The organism is Streptomyces sp. NPDC038135, assembly GCF_055601245.1.
The window spans coordinates 390,915-410,196 of record NZ_JBVJXS010000006.1; the positions used below are offsets into that span (position 1 = coordinate 390,915).

Annotated in this window: 25 protein-coding genes; 21 read left to right on the forward strand and 4 right to left on the reverse strand. The window is 75.6% G+C overall.

The features are described 5' to 3' along the window. The first annotated feature begins 779 nt into the window (after nt 1-779). From ACZ7JA_RS19400 to ACZ7JA_RS19415, 4 genes are all read left to right on the forward strand, one after another. On the forward strand, nt 780-1,652 hold the full coding sequence (locus ACZ7JA_RS19400; RefSeq protein WP_470809388.1) for a CBS domain-containing protein: 873 nt from the start codon (nt 780-782) through the stop codon (nt 1,650-1,652). 180 nt (nt 1,653-1,832) lie between these two features. After that, nucleotides 1,833-2,693, forward strand: a complete 861-nt coding sequence (locus ACZ7JA_RS19405) for a universal stress protein (protein ID WP_389297235.1) — start codon at nt 1,833-1,835, stop codon at nt 2,691-2,693. 22 nt (nt 2,694-2,715) lie between these two features. Next, the gene (locus tag ACZ7JA_RS19410; protein WP_470809391.1) at nt 2,716-3,588 is read left to right on the forward strand and encodes a universal stress protein; all 873 of its coding nucleotides are present in this window, start codon (nt 2,716-2,718) and stop codon (nt 3,586-3,588) included. A gap of 60 nt (nt 3,589-3,648) precedes the next feature. After that, a complete protein-coding gene (locus ACZ7JA_RS19415; RefSeq protein ID WP_470809393.1) occupies nt 3,649-3,951 on the forward strand; it encodes an SHOCT domain-containing protein in 303 nt (100 codons plus the stop codon). A 60-nt stretch (nt 3,952-4,011) separates the two neighbouring features. On the opposite strand, the gene ACZ7JA_RS19420 is transcribed toward ACZ7JA_RS19415, so the two are convergent. Then, nucleotides 4,012-4,890, reverse strand: coding sequence for a universal stress protein (locus ACZ7JA_RS19420; RefSeq protein ID WP_351660773.1), 879 nt, complete (start codon nt 4,888-4,890; stop codon nt 4,012-4,014). Between the two features lie 327 nt (nt 4,891-5,217). Here ACZ7JA_RS19420 and ACZ7JA_RS19425 point away from each other — a divergent pair, with 327 nt between their 5' ends. The 6 genes from ACZ7JA_RS19425 (at nt 5,218) to ACZ7JA_RS19450 (ending at nt 10,924) form a co-directional block, all read left to right on the forward strand. Continuing rightward, on the forward strand, nt 5,218-6,036 hold the full coding sequence (locus ACZ7JA_RS19425; protein ID WP_470809395.1) for a universal stress protein: 819 nt from the start codon (nt 5,218-5,220) through the stop codon (nt 6,034-6,036). Between the two features lie 156 nt (nt 6,037-6,192). After that, nucleotides 6,193-7,599 carry a nicotinate phosphoribosyltransferase gene (locus tag ACZ7JA_RS19430; protein WP_470809397.1) on the forward strand — a complete coding sequence of 469 codons (1,407 nt, stop codon included), beginning with the start codon at nt 6,193-6,195 and terminating at the stop codon, nt 7,597-7,599. 11 nt (nt 7,600-7,610) lie between these two features. Continuing rightward, nucleotides 7,611-7,898: a DUF1876 domain-containing protein gene (locus ACZ7JA_RS19435; protein WP_450745320.1), complete on the forward strand. Its 288-nt coding sequence runs from the start codon at nt 7,611-7,613 to the stop codon at nt 7,896-7,898. Between the two features lie 16 nt (nt 7,899-7,914). Beyond that, nucleotides 7,915-8,844, forward strand: a complete 930-nt coding sequence (locus tag ACZ7JA_RS19440) for a pyridoxamine 5'-phosphate oxidase family protein (protein WP_470809399.1) — start codon at nt 7,915-7,917, stop codon at nt 8,842-8,844. A gap of 133 nt (nt 8,845-8,977) precedes the next feature. Then, nucleotides 8,978-9,853, forward strand: coding sequence for a universal stress protein (locus ACZ7JA_RS19445; protein WP_403680617.1), 876 nt, complete (start codon nt 8,978-8,980; stop codon nt 9,851-9,853). Between the two features lie 453 nt (nt 9,854-10,306). Next, the gene (locus tag ACZ7JA_RS19450; RefSeq protein WP_470809401.1) at nt 10,307-10,924 is read left to right on the forward strand and encodes a chloramphenicol phosphotransferase CPT family protein; all 618 of its coding nucleotides are present in this window, start codon (nt 10,307-10,309) and stop codon (nt 10,922-10,924) included. Nucleotides 10,925-11,035: 111 nt separating this feature from the next. On the opposite strand, the gene ACZ7JA_RS19455 is transcribed toward ACZ7JA_RS19450, so the two are convergent. Then, a complete protein-coding gene (locus ACZ7JA_RS19455) occupies nt 11,036-11,230 on the reverse strand; it encodes a DUF2795 domain-containing protein (protein ID WP_351660791.1) in 195 nt (64 codons plus the stop codon). Between the two features lie 181 nt (nt 11,231-11,411). On the opposite strand from ACZ7JA_RS19455, the gene ACZ7JA_RS19460 reads away from it, so the two are divergent. The 3 genes from ACZ7JA_RS19460 to ACZ7JA_RS19470 all read left to right on the forward strand — a co-directional run bounded on the left by ACZ7JA_RS19460 (nt 11,412) and on the right by ACZ7JA_RS19470 (nt 12,455). Further along, nucleotides 11,412-11,555: a hypothetical protein gene (locus ACZ7JA_RS19460; RefSeq protein WP_389452558.1), complete on the forward strand. Its 144-nt coding sequence runs from the start codon at nt 11,412-11,414 to the stop codon at nt 11,553-11,555. 17 nt (nt 11,556-11,572) lie between these two features. Beyond that, nucleotides 11,573-11,890 carry a DUF2795 domain-containing protein gene (locus ACZ7JA_RS19465; RefSeq protein WP_351660796.1) on the forward strand — a complete coding sequence of 106 codons (318 nt, stop codon included), beginning with the start codon at nt 11,573-11,575 and terminating at the stop codon, nt 11,888-11,890. A gap of 163 nt (nt 11,891-12,053) precedes the next feature. Then, complete coding sequence (locus ACZ7JA_RS19470) at nt 12,054-12,455, forward strand: SseB family protein (protein ID WP_351660799.1); 402 nt, start codon at nt 12,054-12,056, stop codon at nt 12,453-12,455. A 62-nt stretch (nt 12,456-12,517) separates the two neighbouring features. On the opposite strand, the gene ACZ7JA_RS19475 is transcribed toward ACZ7JA_RS19470, so the two are convergent. Together ACZ7JA_RS19475 and ACZ7JA_RS19480 are read right to left on the reverse strand one after the other, a co-directional pair. Next, entirely contained in the window at nt 12,518-12,916 is a 399-nt protein-coding gene (locus ACZ7JA_RS19475) for a MarR family winged helix-turn-helix transcriptional regulator (protein WP_351660802.1), read from the reverse strand. A 73-nt stretch (nt 12,917-12,989) separates the two neighbouring features. After that, nucleotides 12,990-13,340, reverse strand: a complete 351-nt coding sequence (locus ACZ7JA_RS19480; protein ID WP_351660805.1) for a VOC family protein — start codon at nt 13,338-13,340, stop codon at nt 12,990-12,992. Between the two features lie 506 nt (nt 13,341-13,846). On the opposite strand from ACZ7JA_RS19480, the gene ACZ7JA_RS19485 reads away from it, so the two are divergent. The 8 genes from ACZ7JA_RS19485 (at nt 13,847) to ACZ7JA_RS19520 (ending at nt 19,244) form a co-directional block, all read left to right on the forward strand. Beyond that, nucleotides 13,847-14,143 (forward strand): ArsR family transcriptional regulator, encoded by a 297-nt coding sequence (locus ACZ7JA_RS19485; RefSeq protein WP_351660808.1) that lies wholly within the window; start codon nt 13,847-13,849, stop codon nt 14,141-14,143. Next, a complete protein-coding gene (locus ACZ7JA_RS19490) occupies nt 14,140-15,111 on the forward strand; it encodes an SMP-30/gluconolactonase/LRE family protein (protein ID WP_470809405.1) in 972 nt (323 codons plus the stop codon). Before ACZ7JA_RS19485 ends, ACZ7JA_RS19490 begins: the two co-directional genes overlap by 4 nt. Before the next feature lie 68 nt (nt 15,112-15,179). Next, nucleotides 15,180-15,641, forward strand: coding sequence for a FluC/FEX family fluoride channel (locus ACZ7JA_RS19495; protein WP_450745328.1), 462 nt, complete (start codon nt 15,180-15,182; stop codon nt 15,639-15,641). After that, nucleotides 15,638-16,018, forward strand: coding sequence for a DUF190 domain-containing protein (locus tag ACZ7JA_RS19500; RefSeq protein WP_389297258.1), 381 nt, complete (start codon nt 15,638-15,640; stop codon nt 16,016-16,018). The genes ACZ7JA_RS19495 and ACZ7JA_RS19500 overlap by 4 nt, the downstream gene beginning before the upstream one ends. Continuing rightward, a complete protein-coding gene (gene crcB, locus ACZ7JA_RS19505; protein ID WP_351660817.1) occupies nt 16,015-16,389 on the forward strand; it encodes a fluoride efflux transporter CrcB in 375 nt (124 codons plus the stop codon). The genes ACZ7JA_RS19500 and crcB overlap by 4 nt, the downstream gene beginning before the upstream one ends. A gap of 75 nt (nt 16,390-16,464) precedes the next feature. Then, complete coding sequence (locus tag ACZ7JA_RS19510) at nt 16,465-17,301, forward strand: undecaprenyl-diphosphate phosphatase (protein WP_393434690.1); 837 nt, start codon at nt 16,465-16,467, stop codon at nt 17,299-17,301. 117 nt (nt 17,302-17,418) lie between these two features. Then, complete coding sequence (locus tag ACZ7JA_RS19515; protein ID WP_470809409.1) at nt 17,419-18,150, forward strand: FadR/GntR family transcriptional regulator; 732 nt, start codon at nt 17,419-17,421, stop codon at nt 18,148-18,150. Between the two features lie 71 nt (nt 18,151-18,221). Further along, the gene (locus ACZ7JA_RS19520; protein ID WP_470809411.1) at nt 18,222-19,244 is read left to right on the forward strand and encodes an asparaginase; all 1,023 of its coding nucleotides are present in this window, start codon (nt 18,222-18,224) and stop codon (nt 19,242-19,244) included. The last annotated feature ends 38 nt before the right edge of the window (nt 19,245-19,282 follow it).

Consider the following 19,282-nt stretch of genomic DNA (forward strand, 5'->3'; position numbering starts at 1 on the left):
GGGGTGGGGGTCTGGGGGAGGGGAGGGGGGGGCAGAGGCATGGGGAAAAAAAACACAACCACCACCGCCCCCCCCCCCCCTCCAAAAACAAACCCCCCCCCCCCCCCCCCGCGGCCGTGCGTGTGGCGTTCGGTCGGCGGTCATGGGGTCGGGTGGCTTGTGGCGTACGTGCGCGCCGGTAGGCGGGTCGTCGCGTCGCCGGGTGGTCTGCGGCCGTCCGCGTCGGGAGACGGTCATCGAGTCGGGCTGCTCCGTGACCGTGCAAGTCTGCGGGCGGATCGTCGAATCGGGGTGCCTCGCGGGCGTTCGCGTCCGTACGCGGTCAGCGGCGGGACGCCATGAGCGCCGCCTGGACGGTCGGCCCCGCGCGGGCTCCGGCCGGACCCGTTTGCCGACACGGTCGGCGCGCCCGGAGGCGGCCCGCGCTCCGAGCCGGACGACCGAGGCCGACCGGACGCCACGAAGGCCGCACCGGTGGCCGTCAGCCGGGCCGGCGCGGGCTCCGGTTCCGCGGCCCGCTCCGCCGTCCGGTCGGCGGGCACGCCGGCGGCGGCCGCTCCCGGCGTACCGGTGGGACGGAACCGCTCCAGGAAATCCCGCAGGCTCATCTCCCGCCCTCCTGCCGGTCGGCTGCCCCTCCAGCTTCACCGTGCCCGCCCCGGTCCGCGCCGGATAGGGCCGTCACGCCGCCCCACCAGGGCCGTTCGGCTCTAGGCGGCGGCCGCGGGAGCGCGGTGACACTGGTACCAGAGGCAACCCGACGGAGCGCGGAGGCCACCGTGAACAGGCACGAGAACTTCTCCACGGGGGCGGAGGCCCGGCGTACCCAGCCCGGCCGTTCCTGGAGCCCCGGTGAGAGCGCCCGGCAGGACATGCTCGTCCGGTACCTGGGCGCCGTGGCCGCCGCCGCGGCCTGGCACGCGGGCACCGAGGAGCCCCCGCCGGGCGAGACCTCCCAGCCGGCCGCACGGCCCGCCCCGCCCGCCGGCCCCCTCGCGCCGCCGTACGCCGCCGGTCCGGCGCTGGTGCGGGACGTGATGGACGTGCCCGCCGCGTCCCTGCGGGACGACCTGCCCTACCGGGAGATCGCCCGGCTGCTCGCGCGCGAGCAGGTCGGCGCCCTCCCGGTCGTGGACGGGGAGGACCGTGTGCTGGGCGTCGTCTCGGAGTCGGACCTGCTGGCCAAGGTCGCGTTCGAGGCCTCCGGCCACCGCCCCGGCCCCATCGGCCGGCTCCGGGAACGGCGCCTGCACGGCAAGGCCCGGGGCGAGACGGCGGCCGACCTGATGACCAGCCCCGCGATCACCGTGCTGCCGGGCACCACGGTCGCCGAGGCCGCCTGGCTCGCCGCGCTGTCCCGGCTCAAGCGGCTGCCGGTCGCCGACCACGAGGGCCGGCTCGTCGGCGTCGTCGGCCGGGACGCGCTGCTGCGGACCCTGATCCGGGACGACGCCGGAATCAAGGCGGAGGTCGAGACCCGGATCCGGGCCGTCTGCTCCCCGCACGACCGCGGGGCCGTGGACGTGACCGTCCACGACGGCATCGTCGAGTTGGCGGGGCAGGTGTCACCGGCGACCGGGGCCCGGCTGCTGGCCGAGGTCGAGCGGATCGCCGACGTGGTCGAGGTGAAGAACCTCCTCCGCGCGGACTGACACCGCCCGGGTCGTGGGCGCCGTACGCCTGGACCCACCGGTCCGGCGGCCGCCCGCGAACCCCCTCCCCGCGGCCCGCCCGGAACCCACCCACCCGGGGACCGCCCTCATCGTCCGACCGCCCCCTCCATCCCGACCGCGCCCCTTCCGACCGCCCCCCCGTCCCCGGAGGTGGAGACCATGACCCGAACCGTCACCGCGGGCCTCGACGGCTCGCCCGAGAGCCGGGCCGCCGTCGAATGGGCGGCCCGCGAGGCCCAGCTGCGCCGGCTGCCGCTGAAGATCGTCAACGTCCGCGAGCCCGGCGCCGCGGAAAGCGCCGGCAGTCCGGTGGAGGCCGCCGAGGGCGTCCGGCTGCGCCACCCGGGCGTCGAGGTCGTCACCGACCGGTTCACCGGCGACCCGGCCGAGGCCCTGACCGAGGCGGCGGACGCCGCCGAGCTGACGGTGCTGGGCTCGCACGGGCTCGGCACGGTCGGCGGGTTCCTGCTCGGCTCGGTCAGCCTGGCCGTCATCGCCCGCGCCGAGCGCCCGGTGGTGCTGGTACGCGCCGGCGAGCAGGCCGCCGACGAGCACCGGCCGGACCCGACGGGCGTACCGTCGGCCGGCGCGCCCTTCCTGCCCGTCGTACTCGGCCTCGACACCGGCGCGCCGGACGACACGCTGCTGGAGTTCGCCTTCGACGCCGCCGCGCGCCGGGACACCGCCCTGCGGGTCGTGCACGGCTGGAACGAGCCGCACGGCTCCGTGCACCCGCTCCAGGGCGACGCCGGAGCACAGGCCTCCCACGCGCGAGGGCAAGCCGCGGTCCTGACCGAGCTGCTGCGTCCCTGGCTGCAGAAGTTCCCGGACGTCCAGGTGATCGAGGCGAGCCGGTGCGGCAGCGCCGCGCGCGTCCTCGTGGGCGCCGCCCGCGACGCCGCCCTGGTCGTCGTCGGACGCAAGGTCCGCACCGGGCCCCTCGGCACCCGCGTCGGCCACGTCACCCACGCCGTGCTGCACCACGTCGAGGCCCCCGTGGCCGTCGTCCCGCACGCCTGACCACCGAGTGGAGGAGAGCCCGATGGACCGACCGATCATCGTCGGCGTCGACGGATCCGGGCCGAGCCTGCGGGCCGTCGACTGGGCGGCCGACGAGGCCGCCCTGCGGGGCGCGCCACTGCGCCTGGTGTACGCCTCGCTCTGGGACCGGTACGAGGGCGCCCTGCTCGCCCAGGAACTGGGCAGACCGAAGGAGGAGGTCATGGCGCAGGACGTGGTCGGCACCGCCCGGCTGCGCGCCGAGCGCCGCCGCCCCGGAGTGCCGGTCGGCACCGTCGTACTGGGCGACGAGCCGGAGGACGGTCTGGTGCGGGAGAGCACCACCGCCCGCGCGGTGGTGCTCGGCTGCCGCGGCCGCGGCGGCGTGACCGAGGCGCTGCTGGGCTCCGTGAGCCTCACCGTCGCCGGACGGGCGCACTGCCCGGTGATCGTGCTGCGCGGCAGCCACGACAACCGGGCCGGCTCGGCGCCGCGCGGCCCGGTCGTTCTCGGCGTCGGCGAGAAGCCGACGGTCTCGGCCGCCGCCCGCTTCGCCGTCGAGGAGGCGGTGCTGCGCGAGGTGCCCCTGGACGCCGTACGGGCGTGGCGGCACCCCGGGCACGTGACCACCGGTAACCCGCTGCTCGCGGGTGAGCCCGCCCACTTCGAGGAGCAGCGGGCCGCCGAGGCGGTGGAGGAGGCCTTGACGGACGTTCCGGACGGACTCCGGGTGACCCGCCGGGCCGTCGAGGGGCACGCCCGCGACGTCCTGATCGCCGCCTCCCACGAGGCCGGCCTGCTCGTCGTCGGCGCCCGGCACCGGCACGGCCCCTTCGGGCTGCACCTCGGCCGGGTCGTCCACGGCGTCCTGCACCACGCGGCCTGCCCGGTGGCCGTCGTCCCCGAGGCCTCCTGACCCCGGCACCCGCGCACCGGGGCGCTCGTCCCGGTGCCCTCCAGGAAGTGAGCCGCCGTGATGTTCTGGTACGACCACAGCGCCGGATGGGGCTGGTTCGCCATGCCCGTCGGCATGCTGCTCTTCTGGGCCCTGATCATCGCCCTGGGCGTGCTGCTGTACCGCGCCCTGGCCCGCCCGGGCGGGAACGGCGCCCCCACCGGACCCCGGCCCACGGGGTCCGCGGCCGAGCATCTCCTCGCCGAGCGCTTCGCCCGCGGCGAGATCGACGAGGAGGAGTACCGCCACCGGCTCGCCGTCCTCCGCGAGAACACCGGCGGCAGCCCCCGGAAGAGCCCGGCGCAGGGCGGCGGAGGAGCCTGACGAACCCGGCACGGGCGCGGGGCGCGGTCCGGCGGCCCGCCGCCGCGCCCGGGCCACCGGTCAGGTCCCCGAGCCCCGCGCCACGACGACGGGACAGCGGGCGTGGTGCAGCAGGGCCTGGCTCACCGAGCCCAGCAGCAGGCCCGTGAAGCCGCCTCGGCCCCGGGCGCCGGCGACGACCAGCCGCGCCTCCCCGCTGGCCTCGATCAGCGCCGGCCGCACCCGCGACCGCACCACGCGCCGCTCGACGGCGACCTCCGGATGACGCTCCCGCCACGGGCGCAGACTCTCCTCCAGCGCCTGTTCCTCCAGGGCCTGGAGCCGGCCGGCGTCCACCACCACGTCCAGCGGGTGGGCGGGCTCGTCGGCGCCGTCGCTCCAGGTGTTCCACACCCGCAGCGCCAGCAGGTCCGCGCCGCGCAGCGACGCCTCGGCGAAGGCCAGGCCGACGGCGGCCTCGCCCGCCGGCGAACCGTCGGACGCCAGCAGCACGGGACCCTCCGGGTCGGGCCTGCCGCGCACCACCAGCACCGGGCAGCGGCCGTGGGCGGCCAGGTGCACGCCGGTGGAGCCGAGCAGCAGACCGCCGAACCCGCCGAGTCCGCGGCTGCCGACCACCAGGAGCGAGGCGGTGTGCGACTCGATCTCCAGCACCATCAGCGGCTCGCCGACGGCCACTTCGCGGGTGACCGCCAGCTCCGGTACGGCCTCCCGGGCCCGCTCCTCGGCCTTCGCCAGGGTGCCGTCCACCATCTCGCGCACCCCGGCCGCCGCGGGACTCCACGGGGTCCCGCCGGGCGGCAGGTGGATCGACGGCCAGCCGAAGGCGTGCACCAGGCGCAGTTCCGCGCCCCGCGGTCCCGCCTCACGGGCCGCGACCTCGACCGCGTCCATGCTCGACGGCGATCCGTCGACTCCGACGACGACCGGGTCCGTCATGACACACCTCCGGGTAGCCGGGTTTTCCTCCCGCGACTGCTCCGGCACCCGTGGAGCCGGGGGCCGCCCGCTTGTCGCGGGCCCTGATCGCACGGTGCGCGGTTTCGCTCCGCTTCACCGTGTCTCCTCGTGGCCCTCGGCTCAACTCCAGGACACCACATGCCGCCCGCGGCGCCCAGGACCGTCGGGCCCCCGCCGGGGGACCGGTCGGCCCCGTCGACGGCCGCGTGGCGGCCGTACCCGTCCCGTACGAAGCTGGAGACCCGGGTGACCGGGGCCGGCGGCCCGCACGGGCGGACGCGGCCGGCCCGAGAGGAGACGACTTCGGTGACGATTCCCCTGGTGGTCGGCCTCGACGGCTCCGAGGCGAGCCTGGCGGCGGTGGACTGGGCCGCGGCCGAGGCGGTCCGGCACGGTGTGCCGCTGCACCTGGTGCACGTGACGGCGGGGGACCGGGACGCCTCCGCCCTGACCGGCGCCGCCGCCGAACGGGTCCGGCGGAGCGTCCCCGCACTCCCGCTGACCAGCGAGGTGCTGCACGGCGACCCGGCCACCGCCCTGGTCGGCGAGGGACACGACGCCTTCGCGCTGGTCCTGGGCTCCAGGGGACTCGGGGACCTCGACGCGCTGCTCCTGGGCTCCGTCGGGCTGGCCGTGGCGGCCCGGGCCGAGTGCCCGGTCGTCGTGGTGCGCGGCGCCGCCGGACACCGCGAGGAGCGGCCCGGCAGCGTCGTCGTCGGGATCGAGAACGGGGAGGGCAGCGGCACGGCGGTGGCCTTCGCGTTCCGCGAGGCCGAGGTGCGGCACTGCGAGCTCGTGGTGGTGCACGCCTGGACCGCGCCCCTCGACGCGCACGCCACGGCGCAGGCCCCGTCGTGGGCCCTGGAGGCACACCGGCGCCCGCCGGCCCAGGTGCTCGACGACGCACTGCGCGGACTGACGGAGCGTTACGTCGACGTGCCGGTGACCCGCAGGGTGGTCGAGGGGCCCGCCCGCCGGGAACTGCTCGCCGCCGCGTCCGGCGCCGACCTGCTGATCGTCGGCGCTCCCCGGCGGCACGGGCACCCGGGACTCCAACTGGGCCTGGTCGGCCACGCGATGCTGCACCACGCGCCGTGTCCGGTCGCCGTCGTACCCCGGACCTGACCGAGGCCGGTGGCCTCCCGGCGGCCACCGGCGGCGGGCCGGCGCGGCCGTCCGGGCGCCGGGGCCGGACAGCCGCACGGCAGGGCCGTTCGGCCCTGTGAGCGAGCCCGCCGCCGTCCGATCGTGGACGGCAGGGGAGCCGAGGAGGCGACGCCGATGTCGGAGGCGACGACCACCGACCTGTACGAGGTCACCATGGCCCTGTCCTACCTGCGGGAGGGCATGACGGGTCCCGCGACGTTCAGCCTGTTCGTCCGCGACCTGCCCCCCGAACGCGGCTTCCTGGTCGCCGCGGGTCTCGACTCGGCCCTGGACTACCTCTCCCACCTGCGCGTCGGCCCCGAGGACGTCGAGGACTTCGCGACCGCGCTGCACCGGCCGGCGGACGAACTGCGGCCCCTGCGGGGACTGGAGTTCACCGGCGGGGTACGGGCCGTGCCCGAGGGGCGGATCGTGCTCGCCGGCGAGCCCCTGCTGGAGGTCACCGCGCCCCTGCCCGAGGCGCAGCTTGTCGAGACATACGTGCTGAACCGGCTCAGCCACCAGACCCTGATCGCCTCCAAGGCCGCGCGCTGCGTGCTCGCGGCGGACGGACGCCCGGTCGTCGACTTCTCCCTGCGGCGCACCCACGGCCCGCAGGCCGGGTTCCAGGCCGCCCGGCTCGGCGCGCTGGTCGGCTTCGCCGGCACCAGCAACGTGGCCGCCGCCGCGGCCACCGGCATACCGGCCGTCGGCACCATGGCCCACTCCTACGTGGAGGCGTTCCCCGGCGAGGAGGAGGCGTTCCGCGCCTTCGCCCGGACCCATCCGGGGCCGCTGACCCTGCTGGTGGACACCTACGACACCGAGGCCGGCGTCCGCGTCGCGGCCCGCGTCCTGCGCGACCTGGACCGCGGGCCCGGCTCGGCTGTACGGCTGGACAGCGGCGACCTCGGGGCCCTCGCGGTACGCGCGCGGGCTCTTCTGGACGAAGCGGGCCTGCCGGACGTACGGATCGTCGCCAGCGGCGGACTCGACGAGTACGCCGTGGACGACCTGGTGCGCTCCCGGGCCCCGATCGACGTCTTCGCCGTCGGCACCCGTGTCGGCGTCTCGGCCGACGCACCGTATCTGGACTCCGCCTACAAGATGGTCGAGTACGACGGGCGTCCGGTGATGAAGCTGTCGTCGGCGAAGGTGACGGCGCCCGGCCCCAAGCAGGTGTTCCGCCGCCCCGGCTGCGCCGACGTGATCGCGCTCGCCGACGAGCGGCCGCCCGGCGACGGCACCCCGCTGCTGGAGACCGTGATGACCGGCGGGCGGCGCACCGGCGAGCGGCCCACGCTCGACGACGGCAGGGCGCGCTTCGCAGCCGACCTGGCCGGGCTGCCGGCCGCCGCCCGCCGCGTCCGCGCCCCGGTCGCGCCCCGCGCGACGGTCTCCGGGCGGCTCGCCGCACTCGCCGCCGACGTCCGGCGGCGCATCGACGAGCGGATGCCGGCCGCCGGCCCCCGCCCGTCCCGGGCGGCCTCCGCCGCCTGCGGGCCGCTCCGCCCGGCCGCCCACCGACCGGTATCCAGGTGAGGAGAGAAGAGATGTCGCACACGGCTGAATGGAAGGTCCGCCTCCACCTCTTCGAGGACGACGAGGGGACGACCAAGGCGCACATGGTGCTGGACACCGGTACCACGGCGCTCACCGGCGAAGGGGCGGCGCACTGCCACCCGGCGGACGCGAACGTACCGGAGATCGGCGACGAACTGGCGGCGGGCCGGGCCATGGTCGACCTCGCCAAGCAGTTGCTGACCACCGCCGAACAGGACATCCAGGGCATGGGGACGGCCGGGCCGGCCCCGCGGGCCCGGAAGACGGCATCACTCTGAGGAAGGGGCGGCGATCATGCGAGCTCACCTCGGCGACCAGCTCGTCGTGGAAAGCCCGGCGACCGGTGTCGCCCGGCGCGACGGCGAGATCGTCGGGCTGCACCACGACGACGGCACCCCGCCCTACGACGTGCGCTGGTCCGACACGGACCAGGTGTCGCTGGTGTTCCCAGGGCCCGACGCGCACGTCCGCCACATGGGGCACGGCACGCCTCCGTCCGGCCACGGCAACCCGCCTTATGGCCACGGGGCCCCGGCCGCGGCCGGGACCGCGTCCCCGGCCGCCCCGGCGGCCGGCGCCTCCGCAGCCGGCGACATCGGCCGGCGCGTGGCGGTGGAACGCCGGCGGCGGGGGCTCAGCCGGGAGGAGACGGCGGGCCGCGCCCGCATGTCACCCGACTACCTGGCCTACCTGGAGGAACATCCCGCCGACCCCACGCTCGCCACCCTCGTCCGGCTGGCCGACGCGCTCGGCACCACCGTCGCCGCGCTGCGCGGCGGGGGCGCCGGGCTGCCACCGGGCCGGGGCCACGCACTGCTCCACCCGCGCCTGCGCGACCTCGGCCCGGAGGAGTGCCGCGCCCTGCTGTCCACCCACGGTGTCGGCCGGGTCGCCGTGACGGCGCCCGACGGCCGGCCCGCGGTCGTCCCGGTCAACTACGAGGTCGTCGACGACACGATCGCCTTCCGGACCGCGCCGGGCTCGGTGCCCGCGGCGGCCGTGGGCACGGACGTCGCCTTCGAGGTGGACCACCTGGACGAGGCGCTCAGCCAGGGCTGGAGCGTGCTCGCCGTGGGGCCCGCGAGCGCCGTCACGGACCCGGACGCCGCACGGCGGCTCACCGGGGGCGCGTACGGCGAGCCGTGGGCGGGCGGTGAACGCGAGATGTGGGTGTCGATCCGGCCCGCCCGCCTCACCGGCCGCCGCATCAGCCCCGGCCCCTGACCGGGGACAGTGGGGACCGGGCGATGTCGCGAGCGCGAGGACCGCGGTGACGGCGCGGGGGCGGCGGCAGTAGGGAGGCGAGGGGGCGGCCGGGGGGGAGTGCGGCAACCGGACGGAGAAGGCGATGGCGACGATGGAACTCCCGCTGGTCGTGGGCGTCGACGGCTCGGACTGCAGTCTGCTCGCGCTGGACTGGGCGGCGGCCGAGGCGCAGCGGCACGGGCTGCCGCTGCGCCTGGTCCACGCGTCCCTGTGGGAGCGGTACGAGCGCGCCCGGCCCTCCTTCGGCGCGGGCCGCCCCGCCGAGGAGGTCATGGCCCAGCACATCGTCGCCTCCGGCGCTGAACGCGTCCGGGCACGCAACCCGGAGGTGAAGGTGTCCGGCGAGGTGCTGCCCGCCGATCCGGTGGCCGTGCTGCTTGCGGCGGCGCCCACGGCCTCGGCCCTGGTCACCGGAGCGCGCGGGCGGGGCGAGATCGCCGGTCTGCTGCTGGGATCGGTGAGCCTCGCGGTGGCGGCGCGGGCCGTGTGCCCGGTCGTCGTGGTCCGGGGAGAGGAGCGGAACATCGCGGGGTCCCTGGGCCGGATCGTGGCCGGAGCCGGCGAGTCGGCCGGCAGCGCGGGCGCCCTGCGGTTCGCCGCCCGTGAGGCGGAGGCGCGCGGCTGTGCCCTGACGGCCGTACGGGCCTGGCGGACCCCGGCCCAGCAGCCGGTGGACCACATGCTGATCGCCGACGACGCCGCTCGGTCCCGCGAGGAACGGGCCCTGGCCGGACTCGACGAGGCGTTGCGCGAGACCGAACGCGAGCACCCGGGGCTGGAGATCGAGCGCCGGCCGGCCGAGGGCCCCGCACACCGGGTACTGCTGGAGGCGTCGGCCGAGGCCGATCTGATCGTCGTCGGCGCGGTGCGGCGCCAGGGCCACCTCGGCCTTCAGCTCGGCAGGATCGCCCACACCCTGCTGCACCACGCGCGGTGCCCGGTCGCCGTCGTCCCGCACCCCGTCTGAGACCCGCACATCCGGGCCCTCGGTCCTCGGTCCACCCGTGGTTCCCCCCGAACCGCAGCAGCCCGAGCCGGACCTGGACGGTCTGCTCGCCGGTCAGTGACGGCGCGGCGGCCGGCAGGATCTCTGTGACCGCCTCGCGGCAGCCGGACGGCGACGACTCGCTGTGCGACGTCCTGACCTCGGCTGAGTACCTCCACGAGCCGGCGGCCGGCGGCCGACGTGGCCGGCGACCATGTCACCCGACCCCCGAAGAACCGGCCCCATAGCCGAGCCGTCGCCGGCGCGGAAGACCAGGCCACCGCGAGCCGCCGGGGCGAGCCGCGACCGGCGCGCCGCCCGGCGGCCCGGGCCGCCGCGCGCACACGCACCGCCGCTCGCTCCGCCGTGCCCGCCGGGTGCGATGATCACAGCGCCTCGCCCGGTTCAGGGCCCTCGCCGACGGAAGGACGACCCATGGCGACCGAAGCGGTTCCGCACCCGGCCGACCAGGACCACGCGCTCATCCCCGACACGCTGTCCGGAGGCACCGTCGTCCTGCTCAACGGCACGTCCAGCTCGGGCAAGTCGAGCATCGCCCGGGCGCTCCTGGAGGTGCTCGACGGCACCTGGTTCCACATGCCGGTCGACACCTTCCACGCCATGCGCGGCGGCCGGCCGGCCCCCGGCGCGGACCTCCCGGCCGAGATCGACCGCACCGTCAAGGGCTTCCACCGCGCGGTGGCCGGGATGGCCGCGGGCGGCAACAACGTCGTCGTGGACCATCCGCTCAGCCGCCACTGGCGGTTGCTCGACCTGCTCGGGCTCCTCGTGCCCGAGGACACCGTCCTGGTCGCGGTCCGCTGCCCCCTGCCGGAGCTGGAGCGCCGGGAACGCGCCCGGGGCGACCGGCAGCCGGGGCTGGCCGCCTTGCAGTACGAGCACGTCCACGCGCACGGGCAGCACGACGTCGAGGTGGACACCAGCGTCCTGTCCCCGGGCGAATGCGCGCTCCGCATCGCCGGCTTCATGCGGGACCGGCCACGGCCCACCGCCTTCGAAAGACTCCGTGCGGCATCACGCGGCGGGGAGTGAGCCCGGACGCCCGGCCAAGCCGTCCCGCGACGGCCTGGCGCCCGCCTCCGGGCCGGGCGTCTCGCGCGGCGGCCGGACCGCGTGGCCCGGCCGCTGCGCGCCCCGGATCGGCTACTCGCCGCGGAAGACGGCCTTGCTCACCTCGGCGGGACTCTGGAACTCCTTCTTCCCGAGGTGCGCGATGCGCTCGGTGACCTCCTTGGGTGCGTGGTTGTCCTCGGCGACCTTCCTGAGCCGGGCGGAGTCGCACGGGTACTCCGCGCCGGACAGGGCCTTCTGCAGATCGGTGGGACTGACGTCCGCCATGGCGCCTCCAGGGCGGTGCGAAGGGAACTGCGGTTCGGCCGGTGCGAACATGACGCCGGACCGGCCAGGTACCCCGTCCCCGGGAGGCGGATTCATCCCGCTTCCGCCCGTCATGGGATCCGGTGTGCGCGGGTACTCGGAGACTTCCGGACGGACACGCGACAGGTGTGGAGGCACCGGGATGACCGAGCAGACTCCTTCCCAGGCCGAGGGCGAACGCGACGACGACGCGACGACGGCCGGACCACCGCGCACGACTCCCTCGCAGGCCGAGGGCGAGCGGGACGACGACGAGCAGGAGCCGGAACGAGCGGAGGGGACCTGAAGGAGGAAGGGGACGTCATGGCACGCACCAGCGTTCCCGACGTGCTGGCCGCGATCAGGGACGTCGACTTCCCCGCCGGGAAGGACCGGCTGGTGGCGGCGGCCCGTGCCGCGAGCGCGCCGGAAGAGGTGGTCCAGGCCCTGCGCGGCATGACGCCCGAGCGGTACGCCGACCGCGAGGAGGTCGCCGGATCGGTCCGGGTGGACCCCGACCCGGCCGTCGACCCCGATGCCGCGCGGCGGACCGCACGGGCACGGGAGGGCGGTAGACCCGGTTTCTCCCAGCATCTGCGCGAGGAGCCGAGGACGCCGATCCAGGAGGAGTTCGGCCGGTGAGCCGACGGACGGCCCCCGGGGCCGGTCCGCCCTCACCGGTCGGCCGCCGCTCCTCCCCGCAATCCGCACGCATGGCCCGATCGCGAACCGGGTACGCGAGGCGAAAGCACGCCCGGGCCCGTCCCGGCCGTGTGCCCGTACCGCCGCTACCTGGGGATCTGCCATGGAGACACCCGCCCACGACGACCATCAGCCCACGCCGGCCCAGCAGGCGCTCGACGCGCTGGCCGTGAACGCGGAGGACCGGATCGCCCTGGACACCCTCGCCCACAGCGAGGTGCTCGTCCCGGTGCCGGACGAGGCGGTGGACGGGGAGGGCGCCGACGCCTCGACCGTCGCGCTGCCCATCCTCGAACAGGCCGACGGCGATCCGGTCGTCCCGGTCTTCACCTCGGAGGGGACGATGGCGGAACTGCTGCCGTTCATCTCCCGCTACCGTCTGATCCCGCTCGGCGCCCTGGCCTCCCAGTGGCCCGAGGAGGACCTCTCCCTCGCCATAGACGGCAGCTCCGCCCACGGGCTGACGCTGACCTCACAAGGCGTACGCACGCTGCTGGCCCGCTGAGCGGCCCTCACACACGACGCGGACCGCGGGGCGCGCCACGGCGCCCCGCGGTCCGCGTGCGCTCATCCGGCCCGTTCGGCCAGCATCCGCTCCAGCACGGAACGCTGCAGCGGCAGCACCTCGGCGTGCAGATCGCGGCCCTTCCGCGTCAGCGCGACCCACACCCCGCGCCGGTCCTCCGCGCACACCGAGCGCTCGACCAGGCCGTCCTTCTCCAGCCGGCCGATCAGCCGGGACAGCGCGCTCTGGCTGAGATGCACCCGTCCGACCAGGTTCTGCACCCGGCACTGGTCGCCCTCCGCGGGCGACTCGGCGGCGAGGATGTCCAGCACCTCGAAATCGCTGGCGCCGAGCCCGTGCGGATGCAGGACGCGGTCGATCTCGCACATCGTCCGCGCGTGCACGGTGAGGATGTCCCGCCACCGTTCCTCGAGCCGGGCATCGGCCGTCTTGACTGCCATACCCGCACCGTAGCACCGTTCCGGCCAATCGTTGAGTGTGCAACTAATGCGGGCGCCCCGGCCCGGCGACCGCTCAGGCGGCCGGGTCCTGGAGCAGGCCCACCAGGTTGCCGTCGGCGTCCCGGACGAACGCGATCAGCCGGCCGCCGCCCACGTCCTGCGCGTCTTGCAGCAGCTCGGCGCCGGCCGCCACCAGCGCGGTCAGCCGCTCCCGCAGATCGGTGACGTGCCAGTAGGGGACAGGCCCGGTCATGCCCTTGGCGTGCCCGTTCGGATCGAGCCCGACGTCCTGCCCGGCGGCCTTGTAACCGACGTAGTACGGCTCGTCCGCGTACGGCTCGACGCCCAGCAGCGCCGCGAACAGCGGCTTGGCCTTCTCCAGGTCCTTGACGGGGTACATGATCGTCTGCACGCCGGCGGTCATGGCACTCACTCCTCGAGGTCGACGGTCCCGGCGGCTCCCCGCCGGCGACTCCCACGCTAGGGCGGCCGGCGCCGCCGCCGCTTCTCCGATCCTGACCGGTTGGCGCGGCCCCGGCCGCTCGGCACCGGCGGACCGCCGGGCGGGGAAGGGGCACCGGCGACGCCCTGCCGACGCGGCGAGGTCACCGTCAGGGCCCACGTGACGCGGATCTTCACCGGGCTCGGTCTGCGCGCCCCGCGCCCAGGCGGTCGTCCTCGCCTACGAGCCGGGGCTGGTCCGAGCGGGGGAGCACTGACCGGTCAGGTCGCCTTCAGGCCGACTCGCGGCTCGCGGGCGGGGCCCGGCCGTGAGCGGACGGCCGGGCTCCGCGCTGTACCCGTGAAGTCGCGTCGCGGTGACGGCCGTTCGGTACCGGTCAAGGGCCGGCGAGTCCCGTACGCGAGGTGTCCGGCTGCGCCAGGGTGGGAACACCGCGCACGAGGAGGCCGGGGACGGAGGCGGGACGGATGACGGGAACCCCCACGGGCCGCATGCGGCGGACCATTCTCGAGTGGCTCAAGGACCCGGCCGCGCACTTCCCGGCGGAGCGCCCGCCTGGCGACCCGGCCGAGACGGGCGTCACCGCGCGGGCCGTGGCCGCCAAACTGGGCGTGCCCCGCCGGACCGCCGCCGCGCACCTCGACCTGCTGACCCGGCTGGGCCTGCTGCGCACCCGGCGCATCCGGTGCCGCACCCACTACCGGCGGGACGAGATCCGCATCGCCGAGGTGGCCCGTATGTTCGAGAAGGGCTGGTACCTATGACCACGGCCATGACCCCGGCCACGACCACGGCACTCGTGCCGCTCCACTGCGTGGGCCTCGGCGGCCGCGGCCCCGAGGACGTGGTGACCGACGCCCAGGGCCACGTCCTCACCGGCATGGCGGACGGCCGCATCCTGCGGATCCGCCACCTCGCCGACCCGCACACGGCCCGCGTCGAGACGCTGGCCGACACCGGGGGCCGCCCGCTCGGCCTGGAACCGCTCGCCGACGGCGGCCTGCTGGTGTGCGACGCCGAACGCGGACTGCTGCGGGTCGAGCCGGACGGCGCCGTGCGGGTCCTGGCGGACTCGGTGGCGGGGGAGCGGCTGCGGGTGTGCAGCAACGCCGTCGTGCTGGACGACGGCAGCGTGTGCTTCACCGTCTCCAGCCGCCGCTACCCGCTGGAGCAGTGGATCGGCGACATCGTGGAGCACACCGGCACCGGCCGGCTGCTCCGCCTCCCGCCCGGCGGCGACCCCGAGGTTCTGCTCGACGGGCTCCAGTTCGCCAACGGCCTCGCGCTCGGCGGGGACGGCTCCTTCCTCGTGGTGGCCGAGACCGGCGCCTGCCGGCTCACCCGCTACCACCTCACCGGTCCGCGGGCCGGGCAGGCCGAACACTTCGCGGACCTGCCGGGCATGCCCGACAACATGTGGCGCGAGGGCCCGGACGGTCCGGTCTGGGTGGCCCTTGCCGGGCCCCGCGTCCCTCCGCTCGATCTGCTGCACCGCACCCCGCCCGGCGTCCGCCGCGCCGCCGCCCGGGCCGCCGTGCGCGCCCCGTTCCGTCCGGGCGGCACGATCGGCGTGGTGGCGGTCGACGACCAGGGCCGTACCGTGCACCACCTGAGCGGCCGCCGCTCCCGCTTCCGCATGGTCACCAGCGTCTGCGTGACCGGTGGTCTGCTGGTCCTCGGCAGCTTCTGGGAGCCGGGCGTCGCCGTCTGCGCGGCACCGGCGCGCGGGTGACCCGGCGGTACCCTGGTGCCCGGCCGTGATCACCCGTCGTGCTCCGGCCGAACAGGAGATCCACGAGCATGACAGCCCCGGAAGCCGAGAGCCTCCGCGCCCGCCCCGCGCCGCGGCGGCGGTCCGAGTGGCGCGCCCAGGCCCCCGTCGTCGCGGTGGTCGCCGCCGGCGGCGCCCTCGGGGCGACGGCCCGCTACGCGCTCACCCTGGCCTGGCCCACCCCGCCCGGCGGTTTCCCCTGGGCGACGTTCTGGACCAACATCACCGGCTGCGCCGTGATCGGCGTGTTCATGGTGCTGATCACCGACGTGTGGGCCGCCCACCGCCTGGTGCGCCCGTTCTTCGGCACCGGTGTGCTCGGCGGCTACACCACGTTCTCCACCTACGCCGTCGACATCCAGACGCTGGCCGACGGCGGCCACCCCCGCACCGCTCTCGCCTATCTCGCCGTCACCCTGCTCGCGGCCCTCGCGGCGGTGTGGGCGGCCTCGGCCGCCGCCCGCGCCCTGCTCATCAGGAGGCAGCGATGACATCCCTCACCGGCCGGGCCCTGCGGCTGACCGTGTACATCGGCGAGGACGACACCTGGCACCACAAGCCCCTCTACTCCGAGATCGTGCACCGCGCGCACGCCGCCGGGCTCGCCGGGGCCAGCGTCTTCCGGGGCGTGGAGGGCTTCGGCGCCTCCTCGCGCATCCACACCTCCCGGCTGCTGTCGCTGAGCGAGGACCTGCCGGTCGCCATCGTGGTCGTGGACGCCGAGCAGCGGATCCGGGCGTTCCTGCCCCAGCTCGACGAACTGGTCGGCGAAGGTCTGGTGACCCTGGAGGAGTGCGAGGTCATCCGGTACGTGGGGCGCGGCGCGGACGGAGACGAAACGGACCCGAAGGGTAAGAGGTCGTTGTGAACTGGCTGCTGGTCGTGGCGGGGGCCGTGGTCGGCGCGCCTCTGCGCTATCTCACCGACCGGGCCGTCCAGGCCAGGCACGACTCGCTCTTTCCCTGGGGCACCTTCGTGGTGAACGTCACCGGCTGTCTGGTCCTGGGCCTGATCACCGGCGCCGCCGCCGCGGGAGCCGCAGGTCAGCACCTCCAGTTGCTGCTGGGCACCGGCCTGTGCGGGGCGCTGACGACGTACTCGACCTTCTCCTACGAGACGCTCAGGCTGACCGAGGCCGGTGCGGCCCTCTACGCTGCGGCCAACGCCGCGGCGAGCGTGGTGGCCGGGCTGACGGCGGCCTTCGCCGGGGTGTGGCTCGCCGGCGCCGTGTGGGCGTAGCGACCGGTCCGCCGTGCCGGGCATGGTAGGAACGTCTACAGCAGTGTCGACCAACCTTTCTCAGAACTGGATCCCATGAGCGCCATCTCCGTCGGTCAGGCCGTCGTCCTCGGAGTCGTCGAGGGGGTGACCGAATTCCTCCCCGTGTCGTCGACCGGCCACCTCAAGATCGCCGAGGGGCTCATGGACATCCCCGTCGACGACAAGTCCGTCGTCGGGTTCTCCGCCGTCATCCAGGTCGGCGCGATCGCCGCGGTGCTCGTGTACTTCTTCAAGGACATCAAGCGGATCGTCTCCGCCTGGTTCCGCGGTCTGACCAAGCCCGAGGAGCGCTACCACCACGACTACAAGTTCGCCTGGTGGGTGATCGCCGCGACCATCCCGATCGTCGTGGTCGGCCTGGCCGCGAAGCCGTTGATCGAGGGCCCGCTGGCCTCGCTGTGGGTGGTCGCCGGCTCGCTGATCGTCGGTTCCGGTGTGATGTGGGCCGCCGACCAGATGGGCCGGCACAAGCGCGGCGAGGACGACACCTCCTTCAAGGACGCGATGCTGGTCGGCTGCTCACAGATCCTCGCGCTGCTCTTCCCCGGCTTCTCCCGCTCCGGCGCCACCATGTCCACCGCGCTCATCCTCGACCTGGACCGGGTCGCGGCCACCCGCCTGTCCTTCTTCCTCGGCATCCCGGCCCTGACCGGCGCCGGCATCTACGAGCTGAAGGACGCCCTCGGCGCGGGCGTGGGCGCCGCCCCGCTGGCCGTCGGCACGATCGTGTCCTTCGGGGTCGCCTACGCCTCGATCGCCTGGCTGCTGAAGTTCGTCGCCAAGCACTCCTTCAACGCCTTCGTGATCTACCGGATCGTGATCGGCGTCGCGCTCCTCGGCCTCCTCGCCACCGGCACGCTCAACAGCTGAGCGACGTCACCGGACACCCACGGGGTGCGGCAGCCCGGCCCGGGCGCCGCACCCCGTGTCCGTTTCCGTGGGTGGCCCGCCTTGACAGCGTGGCCCCGCGGACCGCAGGATCGCTCCGTGAGCCTGTCAGACAGCCAGACAGGTGGTCCCGGTCCGCGGCGCGTCAGCGCCATGGAGGCGGTCCTCGGCCACCTCCGCGGCGCCATCGAACGCGGCGAGTACGCCGTGGGCGACAAGCTCCCCTCCGAGGCCGAGCTGTGCCGCACCCTCGAGGTCTCCCGTCCGGTGCTCCGCGAGGCGCTGCGCGCTCTGCAGACGATGGGCCTGACGGTCTCCCGGACCGGCAAGGGCACCTTCGTCGTCGCCGACTCCGTCGACGAGCCCACCTTCGGCGACTACACGGCCGGCCACCTGCTGGAGGTCCGCCGCCACGTCGAGATCCCGGTCGCCGGCTACGCGGCGGCGCGCCGCACCCCGGAGAACCTGGACCGGCTCGGCCGGCTGCTCGACCGCATGGAGCGGGAGACGGACACCACCGCGTGGGTCGCGATGGACAGCCTCTTCCACCTCGCCGTCGCCGAGGCCGCCCAGAACCCGGTCTTCCGCCGGGTCATCGAGGAGATCCGCGACGCGCTGGCGCGCCAGTCGGCCTTCCTCAACGAACTGGGCGGCCGCCGCGAGCAGTCCAACCGCGAGCACCGGGCCATCCTCGAGGCACTGCAGGACGGCAGCGAGCACGACGCCGTCCAGGCGATGAGCCACCACCTCGACCGCGTCGAGACGACCCTCACCGACATCGTGCGCGCCGGACGCCCGGACACGCCCGCCGAAGGCCGCCCCGGCGCATGACCCGCGGCGGCCCGCCCGGGCCCGCCCGGCCCGTCCCGCCGCCCCCGCTCCGACCACCGATTCAGGCAGTGATGTACACCAGCTCTCCCGCCACCGCGTCCGCCCCCGTCGTCCGCGAACCCCGCTACGCCCCCGTCGCCCACCTCGTGCGCGGCGGGGTCGTCGAAGGCGTCCACTACGGCTCGGTCGTCGTCCTCGGCGCCGACGGCGGCGTCCGGCTCGGGCTCGGCGACATCGAGGCCGCGTTCTACCCCCGCTCGGCCCTCAAGCCCCTCCAGGCGGTGGCCATGCTGCGCGCCGGCCTCCCGCTGGACGGCGCGCTGCTCTCGCTGGCCGCCGCGAGCCACTCCGGCGAGGAGCGGCACCTCGACGGCGCCCGGCGGATCCTGGAACTCGCCGGCCTCGTCGAGGACGACCTGCGCAACGTGCCCGACATGCCCTACGGCCCGGCGGTGCGGGACGCCTGGGTCCGCGCGGGCCGCGGACCCTCCCGGCTCGCCCAGAACTGCTCCGGCAAGCACGCGGCGATGCTGTGGACCGCGCGGCTCAACGGCTGGTCCCTGCCGGACTACCTGGATCCGGCCCACCCGCTCCAGCGGGCCGTCGCCGACACGGTCGAGGAACTCACCGGCCAGCCGGTCGCCCGGGTGACCGTGGACGGCTGCGGCGCGCCGCTGTTCTCCGTCTCGCTGCACGGCCTCGCCCGCGCCACCGCCCGCCTCACCACCGCCGCGCCCGGCACGCCGGAGGGCCGGGTGGCCGACGCGATGCGCGAGCACGCCGAGATGGCCTCCGGCGCCGGCCGCGACGTGGCCGAGCTGATGCGGGCCGTGCCGGGCCTGCTCGCCAAGGACGGCTTCGAGGGCGTCCAGGTCGCCGCGCTCCCGGACGGCCGCGCCGTCGCCGTCAAGATCGCCGACGGCGCGAACCGGGCGCGCATACCGGTGGCCGCGGCGGCCCTGGCCCAAGCCGGCGTCGACCCCGCCCTGCTCACCAAGTTCGAGGGCGAGCCGCTGCTCGGCGGAGGGGAGCCGGTCGGCCGGGTGCGGCCCGTGCCGGCGCTGGACCCGGCCCCACAGCCGGCCTGCGCCTGACCCGCACCCGCCACCCCCGCCCGTACCTCCGAAAGAGG